We start from the raw sequence: 15,528 nt of genomic DNA on the forward strand, positions 1-15,528 counted from the left end.
CGGGTCATCCGGGTCATCCGGGTTCATCCGGTTCATCCGGTCACGCGCTTTCATTCCGTCGGCGCATACGACCAGCCCGACCAGCGTTCGACCCGGACAACGATCGCGGGCCCGGCCGGGGGACGCTCGCGATACTGGGCGTACTTGCGCGCCAGCGACGCCACGGCCCGCTCACGCTCGGCGCCGCCCTCCACGACGCGGGCCCGCCCGTCGGCGCGCACCCACCACAGCCGTTCCCAGTCGTCCTCGTAGTGGTCGGCCAGCAGGCAGACGCGGGGATTGTCGTGGACATCGCGCAGCCGCCGCAGGTCGGCGGTGGTCTTCGGCTTGTGGTCCACGGCCGTCACCACCACGCCCTTCTCGCCCTCCCGCAGCACCGCGAACGTGACCGGGACGAGCCGCGGCGCGCCCTCGGCACCGGCGGTCGCGAGGCGGGCCACACGGGCCGCCGAGAACAGGGCGCGGGCCCGCTCCTCGGGCATCCTCACCAGGCCAGCCTACGCACCGTGGTCGCGCTTGATCGTCTTTGTACGGCGGCCTATGGTGTCCGCCATGGAGGCATCTGAGTTACTCGAGCGGGCCCGCTCGAGCGCACGCGACCCCGAAGATCCCCTGGAAATCCTGTCCGCCGCGATCACCCTGATTCCCGGCCTGGGCGGCGAGGCGGACGCCCTGCTCGACCTCGCGGTGCGCCGTGCCCGTGAGGCCGGCGCGTCCTGGACCGCCATCGGTGAGCGGTTCGGCTACATCAGGCGGAGCGCGCGCAGGCGGCGCTTCACTCCCGCCTTCGCCCACCGCCACCTGGTCAACCGCCGCATGAAGCGCGAGGCCGCCTGCTCCTTCTGCCGCAGGCCGCCCGGCCCGCGCGTCCACATGGTCCACGGCGAGGGCGGGCGCATCTGCGACCGCTGCGTGGCGCTGGCCGGAGACATCGTCGCCGGGCTGGCCCGCCGCCGCCGTTGACGCACGTCAGGTGACCGTGAGCCGTCGCGCGTAGCGCTCGTCCCGCCACAGCTCCTCGCCCAGCACCTCGGCCAGCGTGGCCGCCGCGTCGTACACGTCGACGTAGCGCAGGTACAGCGGCGCGAAGCCGAAACGGACGAAGTCCGGCTCGCGGTAGTCGCCCATCACACCCCGGTCCGCGAGCGCGCGCACCACGGGGTAGCCCTGCGGGTGACGGTAGCTGACCTGGCTCCCCCGCCGCTCCGGGTCGCGCGGGGTGGCCAGGACGAGCCCGAGACCCGGGTCGACGAGGTCGTCGAGCAGCTCGACGAACAGCGAGGTCAGGGCCAGGCTCTTGGCTCTGACCTCGTCGAGGTCCACCCGCTCCCAGATGTCGAGCGACGCGTTCAGCGCGGCGTACGACAGGATCGGCGGGCTGCCCGTGGCGAAGCGCCGCACACCGGCCGCGGGGCGGTAGTGAGGTTCGAAGTCGAAGGGCGCGGCGTGCCCGTGCCAGCCCGACAGCACGTTGTGGACGGCGTCCTGGTGGCGCGGCGCCACGTACAGGTACGCGGGGGCGCCGGGCCCGCCGTTCAGGTACTTGTACGTGCAGCCGACGGCGAAGTCCGCCTCGCCCACCCGCACGGGCAGCGCCCCGGCGCTGTGGCACAGATCCCAGATCATGAGCGCCCCGGCCGCCCGGACCCGCTCGGTCACCGCCGCCATGTCCCTGGCCGCGCCCGTCCGGTAGTCCACGTGGGACAGCAGCACGAGCGCGACGTCGTCGCCGAGGGCGTCCTCCAGCGAACGGCCGCCCTCGCCGATGTCCCTGATCTCGTACGCGCCGAGCGCCCTGGCGGCGCCCTCCACGACGTACCGGTCCGTCGGGAAGTTGTCGAGGTCGGAGACGATCACACGGCGGCCGGGCCGCAGCGCAAGCGCGGCCGTGACCAGCTTGAAGATGTTCACCGAGGTGGAGTCGCCGGCCAGCACGCCGCCGGGACGCGCGCCGATCAGGGGCGCGATGCGGTCGCCGGTGCTCTGCGGCATGTCCCACCAGCCGGCCGTGTTCCAGCTGGCCCCGAGATGCACCCCCCACTCGGTCTCGACCGTGTGTGCCACCCGTTCCGGCGTCCGCCTGGGCAGCGCGCCGAGCGAGTTGCCCAGCAGGTAGACGACTCCGGGAGGCAGCGAGAACTCGTCGCGGAACTCCCGAAGCGGGTCCTTGGCGTCGAGGTCCTGGCATTCGGCACGGCTGAGAACCATCGGCAACTCCTTCGTCACCGCATTATGTACCGAAATATCCGTTGTTGTCGTGATGGCGATGACGGAGCGTTCCCGGTACCGGCAATACCGGAACGGACCGTTCCACGGATGCGGACGGCTATAACCCCCAGGGATCGCCACACCGGCACGATCAGCGCAAAGTAAGCACAAGACGCACCCAAAGCTCTGTGCGATCGTGGACAAGACGGGGCAAGTTCTCTGGAGACGCCAAACCCCCGTTGGTGACAGAGGGTGATCAAACGTGACGGAATCCCCGTCGGTGCATCACGAGGCCCCGATCTATCGCCGCATCGCCGACAGGCTGCGCGATCAGATCCTGTCCGGAGCGCTCGGTGACGGCGACCGGCTACCGGGCGAGAACGCGCTCATGAAGGAGCACGGCGTCGCCCGGGCCACGGCGCGGCAGGCACTCGCCGTGCTGATCAACGAAGGGCTCGCCGTGCCGAAGCGGGGATCAGGCGTCTACGTGCGGCTGTTCCGCCCGATCCGCCGCCACGGGTCCCGCCGGCTCTCCCGCGAGCAGTGGGCCCGGGGCCTGGCCATCTGGGACTCCGACACCCGTGGCCGGTCGTACGTCGTGGACGAGGTGAGCATCCTGCGCGAGCCGGCGAGCGAGCAGGTCGCACGCGTGCTCGGTGCGGGCGAGGTGTGGGTGCGGCGGCGCCGGTACTCCGTGGACGGCCGCCCCGTGCAGCTCGCGGCCTCCAGCTTTCCCGCCGATCTCGTGGAGGGCACGGCGATCGTCCTGCCCGACACCGGTCCCGGCGGGGTGTACGCCCGGCTGGGTGAGCTCGGCCGGGCTCCCGTCCATTTCAGCGAGGAGGTGCGGGCGCGGATGCCGCTGCCCGGCGAGGCCGAGTCGCTGAGCCTTCCCGCCGGCACGCCGGTGATCTCCGTGACCCGGGTGGCCTTCGCGGAGGGAGGCATGCCGGTCGAGGTCAACGAGATGATCCTGGACGCGGCGTCCTATGTACTCCAGTACGACTTCGACGCCTAGGTCAAGAGGCAACGTTGACCTGACCATCCCGATCATTGATTTCTCTAGAGATGTCCCGCACCTTGAGGAGGAGACGTCAAGAACACCGGGCACACGGCGAGGGAAGGTGTACGGATGTCCTTTGACCGACGCCTCGCCGAGATCGCCCGGGAGTTTCCGGAGTGGACGATCTGGCGGAGCGACGCGGGCCGGTGGTGGGCGACCCGGCACCACCCGCTCACCTCGGCCCAGCGGGCGGCGGGATGCGCGATGACCATCGACGCCGACGAGGCCGACGGGCTGCGTGAGCTGCTGCGCGAGCAGGAGACCCGCACCGCCGATCCATGAGCGCGGAAGCCCCCGACCCGATCGGGGGCGGGGGCTTCCGCTACCAGTTCCGCACCTGCTCGGTCCGGAGCGGGGGGACCTGCACACCGGTCCCGCACCCGGCCCGACGCATCGTCACACGATCACGCCGTCACACGATCACGGCTTCACACGATCACGCCGTCCACAACCACACGGTCACACAACCACACGGCACCCGGCCCAGGTCGCACGGCCCAGGTCGCACGGCTCAGTTGCCGGCGACCGACTGCCCGTCCGGCAGGGCACGCCGTACGCGGCCGAGGTTGACGTCGGTGTCCTCGGGCGAGGGCGCCACGGCGTGACCGTCCTGGTGGCGTCCGTCGTCCACGATCAGAACCGCGTCGTCCTCGTCGTCCGTCCGTCCCCGGCCGGCGGCGTCCTCGGGGTGCGCCTCCTGCCCGGACGGCGCGGCCTCCAGAGCCTGCCGCGGGTCGTCACCCGGCTCGTGCCGCTGGTCGTACTGCTGGTCGTGCTGCTGGTCGTGCTGCTGGTTCGGCGCGCCCGCGGCGATGGCGTGCACCTGCGGCGGCGGCAGCACGGCGGCCTCGTCGATCACCGGCCCCGCCGCGGTCTCCCGCTGCATCAGGTCGCCGAGCACCGAGCCGATCTCGTTGAGCCGCCGCACGACCTCCGCGTGCGTGTCGGTGAGATACGCCACCCGGCGGCCGGTGTGCTCGTCCAGCGCGTTCACGCGCTGCTGCGCCGCCGCCAGCATGGCCTCGGCCTGCCCGCGCGCCTCGGAGAGCATCCGCTCCGCCTCCATCCGGGCGGCGGTGAGCTGCCGCTCCCCCTCGGCGCGGGCGGCGCGCAGGACCTCCTCCGCCTCCGCGCGTGCCGTGCCCAGCGTCTCCTCCGCGTTCGCGCCCGCCTGCGCCAGCAGCCGGTCCGCCGTGGAGGTGGCGTCGGCGACGCGGCGCTCGGCCTCGTCCTGGGCGGCGGTCCTGATCGCCTCGGCCTGCTCGCGCGCCGACGTCACCAGCCGCTCGGCCTCGGCCGCCGAGGTCTCGCGCAGCCTCCTGGCCTCCGCCTCGGACGCCTCCTTGTTGGCGGCCGCCTCCTCCTGCGCCAGCTTGAGTATCTGGCTGAGCCGCTCGCCCAGCTCGTCGGGGTTCTGCGGCGACTCCGCCATCCTCCGCCGCGCCTCGGCCAGCTCCAGCCGGCTCTGCTCCGCCTGGTCGATCGTGCGCGCGAGCCGTTCCTCCAGGTCCCGGATCTGGTTGCGGGTCCGGATCATGTAGTCGTGGACCTGCCTGCGGCTGTACCCACGCATCACGACTTCGAAGGAGTCGTCACTCATGAGGTCGGGGAAGTTGTCGGTCTGATTCGTCATGAGAAACCCTGGGGTTGGAGATAACGACGGTAACGCAGCCAGGACACGACTTTCCTGCTATCCGTCGCACATCGCAACCTGAACGCCACAGGCGCCGGGCGGAACACGGGGCGTCGCATCGAACCCGGCACGGGCCGCATGGGATCATGACGGCATGCCGTACATAGCGGACCTGGACGACGACGCCGCGCCGATCATCCATCCCGAGGCATGGGTGGCCCCGGGGGCGGTGGTCGTCGGGAGAGTGCGGCTCGGGCGCGGCGCCAACGTCTGGTACGGATCGGTGCTGCGCGGTGACGACGAACGCATCGAGGTCGGCGACGAGGTCAACATCCAGGACCTGTGCTGTCTGCACGCCGACCCCGGCGAGCCGGCCATCCTGGAGGACCGGGTGAGCCTCGGCCACCGGGCGATGGTGCACGGCGCGCACGTGGAGACCGGCGCGCTCGTGGGCATCGGCGCGGTCGTGCTCGGCGGGGCGGTCGTCGGGGCCGGTTCCCTGATCGCCGCGGGGGCCGTCGTGCCGCCCGGCCGCCGCGTCCCTGCGGGCGTGCTGGTCGCGGGCGTGCCGGGCAAGGTCGTCCGTGAGCTCACCGACGACGATCGCGCCTCCTTCGCGCGTACGCCGGACAACTACCTCGCCAAGGCCCGCCGTCACGCCGCGGCCTCGGTTCGGTCCCGATGAGCGTGCCGGCCAGCGCCAGGTGGTCCGACAGCTCCGGGTCGGTCCTGATGACCTCGGCTCCGCCCGGCCGGTAGTCGGCCTCGGTCGCGAAGATGTAGTCGATCTTCCGGCCGCCGCGCGTCGTCGGTTCGCCGCCCCGGCGCGCGAGCCCGCACGACTCGGCGTCGGCCTCGACGTAGCCGCCGTCGCCCAGGCCCATGCCGTACACGCCGCTGAGCTGGTCGTGGCCGGGCTCGCGGTTGAAGTCGCCGGTGAGGATGACCGGCGCGCCGCCGGCGTACCGCGCCACCAGTCCGGTGACCTGCCGCGGGGTCTCGGTGTCGGAGATGTGGGTCACGCAGCAGACCGAGCGGCGCGGGCCGACCCGTCCCGTGGCGCACAGCAGGCCGCGGGGGTGGATCGTCTCGCCGGGCACGGCCGGGGCGTGGTCGGCGCGCAGCAGCCGCCGCAGCGGCGGGCCCTCGGCGCCGTTCTTCAGCGCGAGCGCCACGCCGAAGGTCTTGCCGTCCGGCGGCGCCGTGTCCGGGGTGAGGTCGCTCCACAACGTGCGGCACCGGTCCTCACGGCCCGGCCCGCCGCCTTTGGCGTAGCCGTACCAGACCAGGCGGTAGCCGGGCAGCTCACGCCGGAGCAGGCCCACCTGGGCGTAGCACATCTCGGTGAAGGAGGCGACGTCCACGTCCCTCGACCGGATCAGCGCCGAGACCTGGCCGGCCCAGGTTCTGCGGCGCTGCGGCGTCAGGTCGCGTACGCAGGTGCCGGCGCTGTTGCCCGCGGCACAGACGTTGTAGGTGAGCACGCTCACCCGGTAGGTGTCGGCGGCCGGCGGAAGACCCGCGACCACGAGCGCCACAAATGCCGCTCCTGCCACATATGCCCCCATACATGGAGAAGCTAGTCAGCAGCGATCACCCCACCCAGGCACCTGTGGTGAAATTTCCGACATTGATTGCCATCACAGGCGCGGCGACCGCGATGTAGGCCATGAAGGCCCAGGGCCTCCGGCTGCCGACGACGCCGACGGAGATGTAGAGCGGCCACCACAGCAGCGACGCCCGGCCCACCGACATGTAGAACGACGACATCGCCAGCAGCGCCACCGCCTGCGGCGCCAGATAGGCGAAGTCGGCCCAGTTGCGCCGCACCAGCCGTGCGACGATCAGCACGACCAGCACGATGGCCGAGATGATCTCCTCGCGATACGACGTCGTCAGAGCGGGCTCGTCGAACGACCGGTGCCAGGTGTTGATGAAGACGTTCCAGGGCGCCTCGGGGTAGCGGCCCCAGTACTGCGCCTCCGCCGCCTTCCAGGCCATGAGGTCGCCGGTGCGGTGCCAGAGATAGATCATGTACGCCAGCACCGGCACGCCCGGCAGCAGCAGCCACGGCGCCTTCCGCCACCCCTTCGGGGCACGCAGCCCGTTGCGCGCGACGAGGAACTGCACGACCAGCCCGAGGACGAGGAAGAGCCCGGAGATGCGGATGGACGAGGCGAAGGCGGCGCAGACGGCGGCGGCCTCCCACCGGCCCTGGCGTGCCAGCAGCCACGCGGGGATGGCCAGCGCGAGGAACAGCGCCTCCGTGTAGCCGGCGAGCAGGAACACCGCGAACGGGCTGCAGAAGAACGCCAGCACGGTCCAGTGGCCGCTGCCCTCCCGGTACGACTCGCTCAGCCGCGACAGCGCCACCGCCACGACGGCGCTCGCGACGAACGAGATCAGGACGAGGGCGAGCCTCAGGTCCGGGATGACCACCTGCACGGCGCGCAGCAGCAGCGGCAGGCCCGGGAAGAACGCGACGAGCCGCGGCGAGTCATGGTCCTCCGGCCGGCCGTCGTAGCCGTACCGCGCGATGTCCATGAAGTTGTAGGAGTCGTACCGGTTGAACCGGTCGAGGATCGGGTCCTCCGTGCGGCCGGGCGCCGCGAGTATCAGATAGATGTAGCAGGCGATCTGCCAGAAGAACCAGATCAGCAGGGCCGTGCGGTCGCTCGGCCGGCCGAGCCACCACACCGCCCGCCATGTCCGGCCCGAGTGCGGCCCCGCCTGCTCGCCGGTCGCCGTGCCGCCAGAGCTGTCCACGGACGTCATCTTCTCCGACGCCTCGTCCGCGCCCTGCTCCCGGGCGGTCCCGGCCTGCTGGATCTCCGTCACGAGCACCTATGGAATACGCCACGGCAGTTCATGCCAAGTGGCGAGCGCCCCCGGGATACGTCCCGATGCCTGGAAATACGGATATGCGCTGCTCAGCGCCTCCCGGCCCGTGAAACTTTCACCGACGGCCTCCCGGGCGCCACGGGCTTCCGCCGCCTGTCGGACCGGCCAGCTACCATCGGATCCAGCGAGGGGACCGCCGGAGATCGTCCCGGCGATCGGGTGCCCCCGGAGGGCATCGGCCGGGGTTCGGCCGTCGCCCACTCCGGCCGCCCGACCGGCCGGACAGGCGAGAAGCCGTCCTCTCCAGAGGACGGAGGAGTCACTGCCGCGTGTACTGGGACGGGTTCACTGCGATGGAGCGCGACGTGCGCGCCGTCGTCGGCGACCCCCGGTGGACGCTGCTCCCCCCGCTCGCACGGGCGCACACCCTGGCCCAGCGGGCGCTGGTCACCTCGGACGGCGCGTGGTGGCTGTTCGGCGCGCACGCCCGCTGGTATCGCCTGGACCGCGTCGACGGCCGCTGGCACCTGTCGGCGCCGCCGCTGCACCCGGCCGTACGCACCGCCGCCCGGCCGCACCCGCCGGACGTCGCGATCCCGCCGGCGCTGATCCCCGCCGGGCCCGACTTCGCCTACGACCGCGGGTCCACCCAGGCGTTCGTCGGCCCGGACGTGCCGCACGAGATCACCGAACGGCTCCGCGCGCTGCTCCTGGCCCACCGCGGGCTGCGGCGGGAGGACTTCCCCCTCGGCGACAGCGTCTACCGCGAGATCTTCGCCCGCGACGTGGCCGCGACGGTGGCGGCCGTGTGGGGCACGATCATGTGGTGCGCCTACGCGCCCGCCTTCGACGGCAACGAGGTCATGCTGTCGATGTTCGGCGAGTTCCTGGCCCGGCCCCTGCCCGGGGACGACTGGGTGCGCTGGCTGCCCATGGGGTCGCTCGACGCGCTCGTGGCCCTGTACGCCGAGCGGATGCGCTCCGGCGCCGGGGACGCCGGCCTGCGCCTCGCCGGGCTGATGGCCGAGACGGCCACGGTGCTGCGCGCCGACCCCCGGTTCCGGCCGCGGGCCGACGCGCTGATCGCGATGGCCGAGCCGCTGCTCACCAGCCCCTGGCTGGACCAGCACGCCTTGCCCGGCGGCGCCGTGCGGCAGGCCTGGCTGGCGCGCTGCCCCCCGCACCTCGTCTCCGCCACGCTCCCGGAGTGGGCGCCGGGCGAGCACTTCCGGCACACCCTGTACGACCTCGTCGAGGCCCTGGGCTACACGGCCGCCCGGGGGATGGATCCACGGGCCGTGGCGGCCGCGCTGCTCGCCGCCGACGTGGCCGGCGTGTGCGGCGTGTCCGAGCCCGCCTGGGCGGCGCCGGGCAGTTCACAGACCGCGCAGGTGGTCACCGCGCTGTATCCGTGGATGGACGACGAACTCCGGCAGGCCCTCTATCTCGCGCTCACCGATCCCGCCCATCCGCTGCGGGGCTGCTGGCCGGCCGGCGGCGAACTCCCTCCGGGGCTGGTCCCGCCGGACCGGGAGACGGCCGCCGCCCTGCTCGGCTCCGCGTACGCGACCGGGCTGGCCTGGTGCGCCCTGACGGGCACACCCGCGCCCACCGTGGGTTTCCCGGTGTGCGCCGCGGTCGTGCAGTGCCTGATCCACCAGCGCGACGATCCGCGCCCGCAGGAGGCGGCGGAGCACGGGCGCGACCTGGAGGAGTCCGGGAGCTGGCTGTTCGAAACTTCTAATTCGGATATTTCGTCCTTACCTCCGCTTTAGCAATCCCTTCCCCTCATCACCGTCTTTTTCATCGAATCGTGATCTCGGTATCGGGGAAATGGTCCCGGAGGGACGAGGGACGACGGCCGGAATGGTCACGATGGGCCATGTCGCGGGAAGGTACCCGGACGTAACCTCGTGATGGGTGTGGGCTGCGGAAGGAAGGACGACGCGGTGGGGCACGACGACCTGGACTCTCGGGTCCACGACCGTGTCGCGTTGGACGAGATCGCGCTCTACGCCGAGGTGCTGGAGGCCGTGAACATCACGGAGAACCGACTGACCTTGGAAGAGCTCGACAACGCGCTCGGATTGCGGACTTCGGCGAGCCGCTGAAGGCATTGAGAGCACGGACCGTCCCGGGTACCCGATGGGGCCCGGGACGGTTGCTCAACCGGAAGATCCGTTCAACTGACAGGGATCACGACCTGACGAGCCGGGCGATGGCCGCCGAGGCCTCCTTCACCTTCTCGCCCGCCTCCGGGCCTCCGCTCTTGACCGCGTCGGCGACGCAGTGGGCGATGTGGTCCTCCAGCAGGCCGAGCGCCACCGCCTGGAGAGCGCGGGTGGCCGCCGAGACCTGGGTGAGGATGTCGATGCAGTAGGCCTCCTCGTCCACCATCCGCTGCAGCCCCCGGATCTGTCCCTCGATCCGGCGCAGGCGGGTGAGGTAGGCCTGTTTGTCCCCGCTGTACCCGTGCATCCTTCAACGATACCCGTTACCGGTATTCAGCGGGCGCCGCTCCGATCCGGCGGGTAGGGCGGGTGCTCCAGGGAATGCCTCCATGGACCGGCTCATAGCGACCCTGGAGTCGCGATGGGAACACAGGCTGTCCTCCGTACGCTGCCGTTCGCCGCCATGGCGGCGGTGGTGGTCCTCGACCTGCTCGCCGGGCCCACCCTGGGCCTGCTGCCGTTGCTGACCCTCGGGCCCGCGTTCGCCGCGGTGACGGGCGGCACGCGCCACACTCTGCTGGCCGGGCTGGTCGCGCTCGTCCTGGCCGTGCCGATCGCCTACTACGATCGTCTGCTCGGCGGCCCGGTGATCACGATCACGCTCGTCGCGATCGTCGGGGTGACCGCGGCCGCCGTACTGGCGTGCCGGCTCCGGGCCGAGGGCGAGCGCACGCTGGCGAACGTCCGCCTCGTCGCCGAGGCGGTCCAGCGCGTGCTGCTGCGCCCGGTGCCCCGCCACGCGGGCGATCTGCGCATCGCCCTGTCCTACACGTCCGCCACGGCGGAGGCCCGCATCGGCGGCGACCTGTACGACATCACCAGGGGACCCGGCGGTGTCCGGCTGATCGTCGGCGACGTGCAGGGCAAGGGCCTGGAGGCCGTGGAGACGGCGGCCTCGGTGGTCGGCGCCTTCCGGGAGGCCGCCTACGACGAGCCGACGCTCGCCGCCGTCGGCCAATGCCTGGAGGACCACCTCGCGCGGCGGCTCGGCGGGGAGAAGTTCGTCACCGCCGTGCTCGCGGAGGTGCACGAGGACGAGATCGAACTGCTCAACTACGGCCACCCGCCGCCTCTGCTGCTGACGGGCGACGGCCGCAGCCGCCGGCTCGAACCACGCGAGGAGACGCCGCCGCTCGGCCTTGTCGCGCTCGCCCCCACCGGGCCGCGGCCGTACGGGTGCGCGTTCCGCCAGGGCGACCGGATCCTCTTCTACACCGACGGCGTGATCGAGGCGCGGGGCCGGGACGGCGCCTTCTATCCCCTGGAGGACCGGGCGCCCCGCCTGCTCCGGGGCGGCGACGACCCGCAGATCACGCTCGACCTGCTGGAACACGACCTGGTCGCACACGTCGGCGGGCCCCTCACCGATGACGCCGCCATGCTGCTCGTCCGCAGGGAACACCCCTGACGGCCTGGCCGGGGCATCGTTTGCCATGTGCAATCATTGACGGACAGTTCTGGCCCCAGCCGTACGGCGACGGCCGGATCGCAGGGCCAGGTGGGCAGGGGCGAGCACGAGTGGAACCGGGAAGGCACGGACAGCCCGACAGCTTCTCCATGCTCACTGTTCTGGACGAGAACGTCGTGATCATCAGGATGTTCGGCGACCTGGATCTGGTCGCCGCCCCCTCGCTGCGTGCCTGCCTGGCCGAGGCGGTCGGGTTGCGCACCCCGCCCCGCATCGTGGTCGACGCCGAAGGGCTCAGATTCTGCGACTCGACCGGGCTGAGCGTCCTCATGGGGGCCCTGAGCGCCGTCAGGGCGGCCGGCGGGCGCCTGGCGCTCAGCGGCGCCCACGGGCGCTTCGCCCGGATGCTCCGGATCACCGGCCTCGACTCGGAGCTGCCGATCCACGACACCCCCACCGACGCCGCCGCCCACCTCGCCCGGCCCGGCGGCGCCTAGTTGACGCAGTCCTGGGTCTTGAGGCTCAGGGCCAGCTGGTAGACCTTGCCGCCGCGCGACAGCAGGAAGACGTAGTCGGCCCTGCGGTTGCCGGGGACCGTTGTGACGGGGTAACCGCTGGCGGCCGTCCTGAGATGCGGATAGGCCTTCTCCACCTGCCTGCGGGTGGAGCCGATCCCGATGCCCTCGGGGGTCCTGACGCCCCTGGGCGCGAAGATCACGGCGACGCCGCGCTTCTTCGAGATGAACAGGCCGGCCCCGTCCGCGCCGGTCGGGTGCGCCCTCAGGTCCCAGCCCGAGCAGCCGCCCCCGCCGCCGAACTTCTTGACGACCCTGCGGGTCTTCTGGGCCTGCTTGGCGCTCATCCCCAGCGTCACGCCGCCGTAGCCGTACGGCCCCAGCCTGCCGGCGGCGCCGCCGGAGGCGCTCCCAGCGGCATTCACCGCGGCGCTCACGGGGGCGCTCGGCGCCGCACTCGCGGACGTGGCGCCGACCGGCGCGACGCCCATGGCGAGGACCGCCACCGCCACCGCCACCGGGCGCCCCAGACGCGCAGCCGTGTTCGTCATCCCGCTTTCCTCCCGATCCCCCTGGTCGTCGTCCGCCCTAGCATCACGCCGGGCTCTTGCGGCCCGGTTGCGGCCCACTGGGGAGCGGCGGCGCGATCAGGTCATGCGGAAGACCGGGCCGCGCGGGATGAACGGCAGGAAGGCCCCGGCCGGGATGAGGAACGCGTGCTCGCGGCGGATCCGGACCACGTCGCACTCGCCGTCGGTGATGACCAGGATCGGGCCGTCCCCGGGAAAGTCCTCGGCCCGTTCGAGCAGGTCGACGCCCGGCTGGAGGATCGTCCCGCCGCGCCCCCGCACGCGTACCCGGCCGGCGATGTCCTCCACGAGCAGGTAGCCCGCGTCGTAGGCGACGGCGTCGCAGAACACGACCCGGGCGCGCGCCACGTCCCGCGCGGTCGCGTACGAGGCGACCGCGCCCAGCGCCTTGCCCAGCAGCCGCACCTTCATGGACCCCGAGGTGTCGAGCACGACCCCGAACGTGGCGCGGCGCACCGCCTCCTCGGGCCGCAGCCAGCCGGGGCGGGGGATGCCGGGCGTCGCGGACTGGCGGCGGGAGGCCCGGGCGTAGGACCTGCGCCGTTCGACGGCGGGCACGTGCTCCTCGAACCAGCGCGCGAGCGCGGCGTCCCAGGGCAGCGGCGGGTGGTCGAGGGCCCGGATCTCCTGCTCCAGCCCGGCCGGCAGCAGGCCCCTGCCCCCGTTGTGGTGGTAGGCGAGCCCGGTGACGAGGGCGTTGCGGTAGTACTCGTCGAGGTCCACGTAGCGTCCGGGGACGCCGGGACGCGGCAGCGGCTCGCCGATCACGTCGCCCAGACCGCGCCCGCGCAACGTGGCGAGCTTGCGCAGGCGACGCCCGTCGCGCACGATCCGGTCGTAGACGGCCTCGCAGGACAGCCCGTGCAGCGCCGGATCGTGGAGCAGCCCCTCGGGCATCTCGCCCACACCCATCTCGACCAGCCAGCCGTTGACCACGAAGTCGCAGGCGACGTTCCACACGTAGGGGTCGCGCGGGCCCGCCCGCTCGCCGTGGCGCAGCGCCGCGTGGAGCATCTCGTGGGCCAGCACGAACCGCCACTCCTCGGTGGTCATCGAGACCAGCGGGTTGACGTAGATCTCGGCGGCCTCGGCGTTGACCGCGGCCACCGAGATGTCCCAGCCCCGGGCGAGGTCGACGTCCGCCACGATCGTCATGCCCGCCGCGAGCGCGCCCAGCAGGGGGTACGACGACACGAACCAGCCGAGGGCGTGGTCCCACGGCTTCTTCACCGGGCTCGCGGCCGAGGGGCGCACGCCTCCGGCCACCTCGATCGCCGTCGTCGCCGCGGCGGAGACTCCGACCGCGAACGCCCCCTGATGGTCGCTCTTGTCGGCCGTCTCGGCACTGCCGACGAAGAAGTCGGGGAAGACCGGCACGTCGAACTCCGCGGGCACCCCTGATGTGCGCCACATCGCGGCCAGCGTCCGTTCGTCTTGGGGCGGGAAGACCGGCGGCAGCGGCTCCGGCGCGCGGCCGATCTTGAGGGTGGCGAGGAACCGGTCGACGCCCAGGCAGCAGGCGGCCAGGTACGGATGACGGGGAGCGCGCCGCGGCGGCCCTCCGCGTGGGCTCTCCTCCCTGTCCAGGTCGTCGGGCTCGGCCTCGCGGGGATCCAGGTGCCCGAACCCCGCGTGCAGCAGGCAGTGCGCGAACACCCACGCCCACTCACCCGGCTCGGCCCGCACGCGCGGATGGTGACGCACGCCGCCGCCCGGCGTGATGCAGGCCCACCGGTCGTGCGGCAGCTCGCCGTCCTCCGCCGTGTACAGGTATCCGCCGAGGGGACGGAACAGCGGGTGGGAGCGCACCTGCTCCCAGCCCTTCTCGACGGCGTCGCGCCAGGGGTCTGACTTCTGCTTCCTGCGTGCCACGGCGGCCCGGACCCGTCAGCTCCGCGCGGCGGCCAGGCGCGGCAGGTCGCGGCCGACCTCGACCAGGAACCACGACGGCAGCACCGGCGCGCCGTCGTCGCCCGCCGCGATGACGAGCTGCGCGCATTCGAGCGAGATCTCCGCCAGCTCGACGAGCAGGCTCTTGGTGCGGAAGGCGAGCTGCCGTCCGGCGGGCGAGGCGTGGTTCTTCGACTGCGGCAGCTCCTTGACCAGCCGGGCGCGGAAGGTCTCGGACAGGAAGTACAGCAGGTCGCGGTCCTCCGGCCGGCGCGGCCACCCCGCGTCTCCCTTGATCACGGCGTCGAGGTCGTACGCGTGCCGCACCGTCTTGACGTACGCCCGGAAGCCCGAGGCGTGCGCGACCGAGAGCGCGCCGTAGGCCAGCACGCCCAGCGTCTCGTCGTCCAGCCGGTCGCCGTAGGAGTGCATGGCGTCGGACAGCATGTGCCAGCCGCGGGGGGAGGAGAACGGCTCCTCGGTCTTCGGCGGCGCGCTCCACAGGTGGTCGGGGCGCTGCACGAGATAGTCCACGACCCACCGGTGGATGCCGTTCGCGGCCGCCCAGCTCAGCCAGTCGTCGGCCGAGGCCCGGAGGTGCACGTGGATCATGCGGTTGACCAGCGCGGACGGCATGGGCCTGGCCAGCGCGTTGTCGACCGCGCGGTTTCCGGCGCCGATCACCACCGAGCCCGCCGGCAGTTCGTACGCCCCGATGCGCCGGTCGAGGATGAGCGAGTAGAACGCCTTCTGGACCTCCGGGGACGAGGCGTTGAGCTCGTCGAGGAACAGGCAGTACGGCTCGTCCCGCGCGATCGTCTCCGGCGGGGCGAACCGGCTGCGGTCGCCGACGATCTGCGGCACGCCGATCAGGTCTTCCGGGGCCAGTTGCGTGCCGAGGAGCGTCACGCACTCGAGGCCGAGAGAGTCGGCGAACGACCGGACGAGCGAACTCTTGCCGATGCCCGGCGCACCCCAGAGGAAGACCGGTCGCACGACGGCGACGTGCAGCAGCACCTCCGGCAGCTGCGCGGGAGTAACGGTCAGGGTCGCCTGCATGCCCCAAGATTCGCAAAACGCGCACAGCCGCCGCATCTGATTAAGGCCGCGGGCGCTCCCCCGTCCGGAGCGGTTGGCCGGCTCCCGACG

17 protein-coding genes are annotated in these 15,528 nt (G+C 72.3%); 8 read left to right on the forward strand and 9 right to left on the reverse strand.

Translation table 11 applies throughout. The annotated features are described in order from the left end of the window. Positions 1 to 50: 50 nt before the first annotated feature. Positions 51 to 482 carry a TIGR03668 family PPOX class F420-dependent oxidoreductase gene (locus AAH991_RS09455; RefSeq protein ID WP_346225415.1) on the reverse strand — a complete coding sequence of 144 codons (432 nt, stop codon included), beginning with the start codon at positions 480 to 482 and terminating at the stop codon, positions 51 to 53. Positions 483 to 552: 70 nt separating this feature from the next. Here AAH991_RS09455 and AAH991_RS09460 point away from each other — a divergent pair, with 70 nt between their 5' ends. Then, positions 553 to 963, forward strand: a complete 411-nt coding sequence (locus AAH991_RS09460; protein WP_346225383.1) for a ClpX C4-type zinc finger protein — start codon at positions 553 to 555, stop codon at positions 961 to 963. 6 nt (positions 964 to 969) lie between these two features. Here the strand turns inward: AAH991_RS09460 and kynU are convergent, their stop codons facing one another. Further along, the gene (kynU, locus tag AAH991_RS09465) at positions 970 to 2,208 is read right to left on the reverse strand and encodes a kynureninase (RefSeq protein ID WP_346225384.1); all 1,239 of its coding nucleotides are present in this window, start codon (positions 2,206 to 2,208) and stop codon (positions 970 to 972) included. A 262-nt stretch (positions 2,209 to 2,470) separates the two neighbouring features. Between kynU and AAH991_RS09470 the strand changes: the two genes are divergently transcribed. Together AAH991_RS09470 and AAH991_RS09475 are read left to right on the forward strand one after the other, a co-directional pair. Further along, on the forward strand, positions 2,471 to 3,226 hold the full coding sequence (locus tag AAH991_RS09470; RefSeq protein ID WP_346225385.1) for a GntR family transcriptional regulator: 756 nt from the start codon (positions 2,471 to 2,473) through the stop codon (positions 3,224 to 3,226). Positions 3,227 to 3,340: 114 nt separating this feature from the next. Further along, entirely contained in the window at positions 3,341 to 3,553 is a 213-nt protein-coding gene (locus AAH991_RS09475) for a hypothetical protein (RefSeq protein ID WP_346225386.1), read from the forward strand. 229 nt (positions 3,554 to 3,782) lie between these two features. Here the strand turns inward: AAH991_RS09475 and AAH991_RS09480 are convergent, their stop codons facing one another. Continuing rightward, on the reverse strand, positions 3,783 to 4,904 hold the full coding sequence (locus AAH991_RS09480) for a coiled-coil domain-containing protein (protein WP_346225387.1): 1,122 nt from the start codon (positions 4,902 to 4,904) through the stop codon (positions 3,783 to 3,785). A 154-nt stretch (positions 4,905 to 5,058) separates the two neighbouring features. On the opposite strand from AAH991_RS09480, the gene AAH991_RS09485 reads away from it, so the two are divergent. Next, positions 5,059 to 5,589: a gamma carbonic anhydrase family protein gene (locus AAH991_RS09485; RefSeq protein ID WP_346225388.1), complete on the forward strand. Its 531-nt coding sequence runs from the start codon at positions 5,059 to 5,061 to the stop codon at positions 5,587 to 5,589. On the opposite strand, the gene AAH991_RS09490 is transcribed toward AAH991_RS09485, so the two are convergent. After that, entirely contained in the window at positions 5,495 to 6,442 is a 948-nt protein-coding gene (locus AAH991_RS09490; RefSeq protein WP_346225389.1) for an endonuclease/exonuclease/phosphatase family protein, read from the reverse strand. The genes AAH991_RS09485 and AAH991_RS09490 overlap by 95 nt on opposite strands. A gap of 55 nt (positions 6,443 to 6,497) precedes the next feature. Continuing rightward, positions 6,498 to 7,742 (reverse strand): mannosyltransferase family protein, encoded by a 1,245-nt coding sequence (locus AAH991_RS09495; protein ID WP_346225390.1) that lies wholly within the window; start codon positions 7,740 to 7,742, stop codon positions 6,498 to 6,500. A 332-nt stretch (positions 7,743 to 8,074) separates the two neighbouring features. Here AAH991_RS09495 and AAH991_RS09500 point away from each other — a divergent pair, with 332 nt between their 5' ends. Together AAH991_RS09500 and AAH991_RS09505 are read left to right on the forward strand one after the other, a co-directional pair. Continuing rightward, positions 8,075 to 9,520: a hypothetical protein gene (locus tag AAH991_RS09500; protein WP_346225391.1), complete on the forward strand. Its 1,446-nt coding sequence runs from the start codon at positions 8,075 to 8,077 to the stop codon at positions 9,518 to 9,520. Positions 9,521 to 9,694: 174 nt separating this feature from the next. Next, the gene (locus tag AAH991_RS09505) at positions 9,695 to 9,856 is read left to right on the forward strand and encodes a hypothetical protein (RefSeq protein ID WP_167538777.1); all 162 of its coding nucleotides are present in this window, start codon (positions 9,695 to 9,697) and stop codon (positions 9,854 to 9,856) included. Positions 9,857 to 9,941: 85 nt separating this feature from the next. Here AAH991_RS09505 and AAH991_RS09510 read toward each other — a convergent pair whose 3' ends face one another. Further along, the gene (locus tag AAH991_RS09510; protein WP_079314359.1) at positions 9,942 to 10,223 is read right to left on the reverse strand and encodes a metal-sensitive transcriptional regulator; all 282 of its coding nucleotides are present in this window, start codon (positions 10,221 to 10,223) and stop codon (positions 9,942 to 9,944) included. A gap of 114 nt (positions 10,224 to 10,337) precedes the next feature. On the opposite strand from AAH991_RS09510, the gene AAH991_RS09515 reads away from it, so the two are divergent. Beyond that, positions 10,338 to 11,384, forward strand: coding sequence for a PP2C family protein-serine/threonine phosphatase (locus AAH991_RS09515; RefSeq protein ID WP_346225392.1), 1,047 nt, complete (start codon positions 10,338 to 10,340; stop codon positions 11,382 to 11,384). A 149-nt stretch (positions 11,385 to 11,533) separates the two neighbouring features. Then, on the forward strand, positions 11,534 to 11,881 hold the full coding sequence (locus AAH991_RS09520) for an anti-sigma factor antagonist (protein WP_346225393.1): 348 nt from the start codon (positions 11,534 to 11,536) through the stop codon (positions 11,879 to 11,881). Here the strand turns inward: AAH991_RS09520 and AAH991_RS09525 are convergent. The 3 genes from AAH991_RS09525 to AAH991_RS09535 form a co-directional block, all read right to left on the reverse strand. After that, complete coding sequence (locus AAH991_RS09525; protein ID WP_346225394.1) at positions 11,878 to 12,450, reverse strand: hypothetical protein; 573 nt, start codon at positions 12,448 to 12,450, stop codon at positions 11,878 to 11,880. The two genes, AAH991_RS09520 and AAH991_RS09525, sit on opposite strands and share 4 nt — an antisense overlap. Before the next feature lie 96 nt (positions 12,451 to 12,546). After that, positions 12,547 to 14,361: a vWA domain-containing protein gene (locus AAH991_RS09530; protein ID WP_346225395.1), complete on the reverse strand. Its 1,815-nt coding sequence runs from the start codon at positions 14,359 to 14,361 to the stop codon at positions 12,547 to 12,549. 15 nt (positions 14,362 to 14,376) lie between these two features. Next, a complete protein-coding gene (locus AAH991_RS09535) occupies positions 14,377 to 15,438 on the reverse strand; it encodes an AAA family ATPase (protein ID WP_346225396.1) in 1,062 nt (353 codons plus the stop codon). Positions 15,439 to 15,528: the final 90 nt, after the last annotated feature.

The sequence above is a fragment of the Microbispora sp. ZYX-F-249 genome, assembly GCF_039649665.1.
GTDB classification, from domain to species: Bacteria; Actinomycetota; Actinomycetes; order Streptosporangiales; family Streptosporangiaceae; genus Microbispora; species Microbispora maris.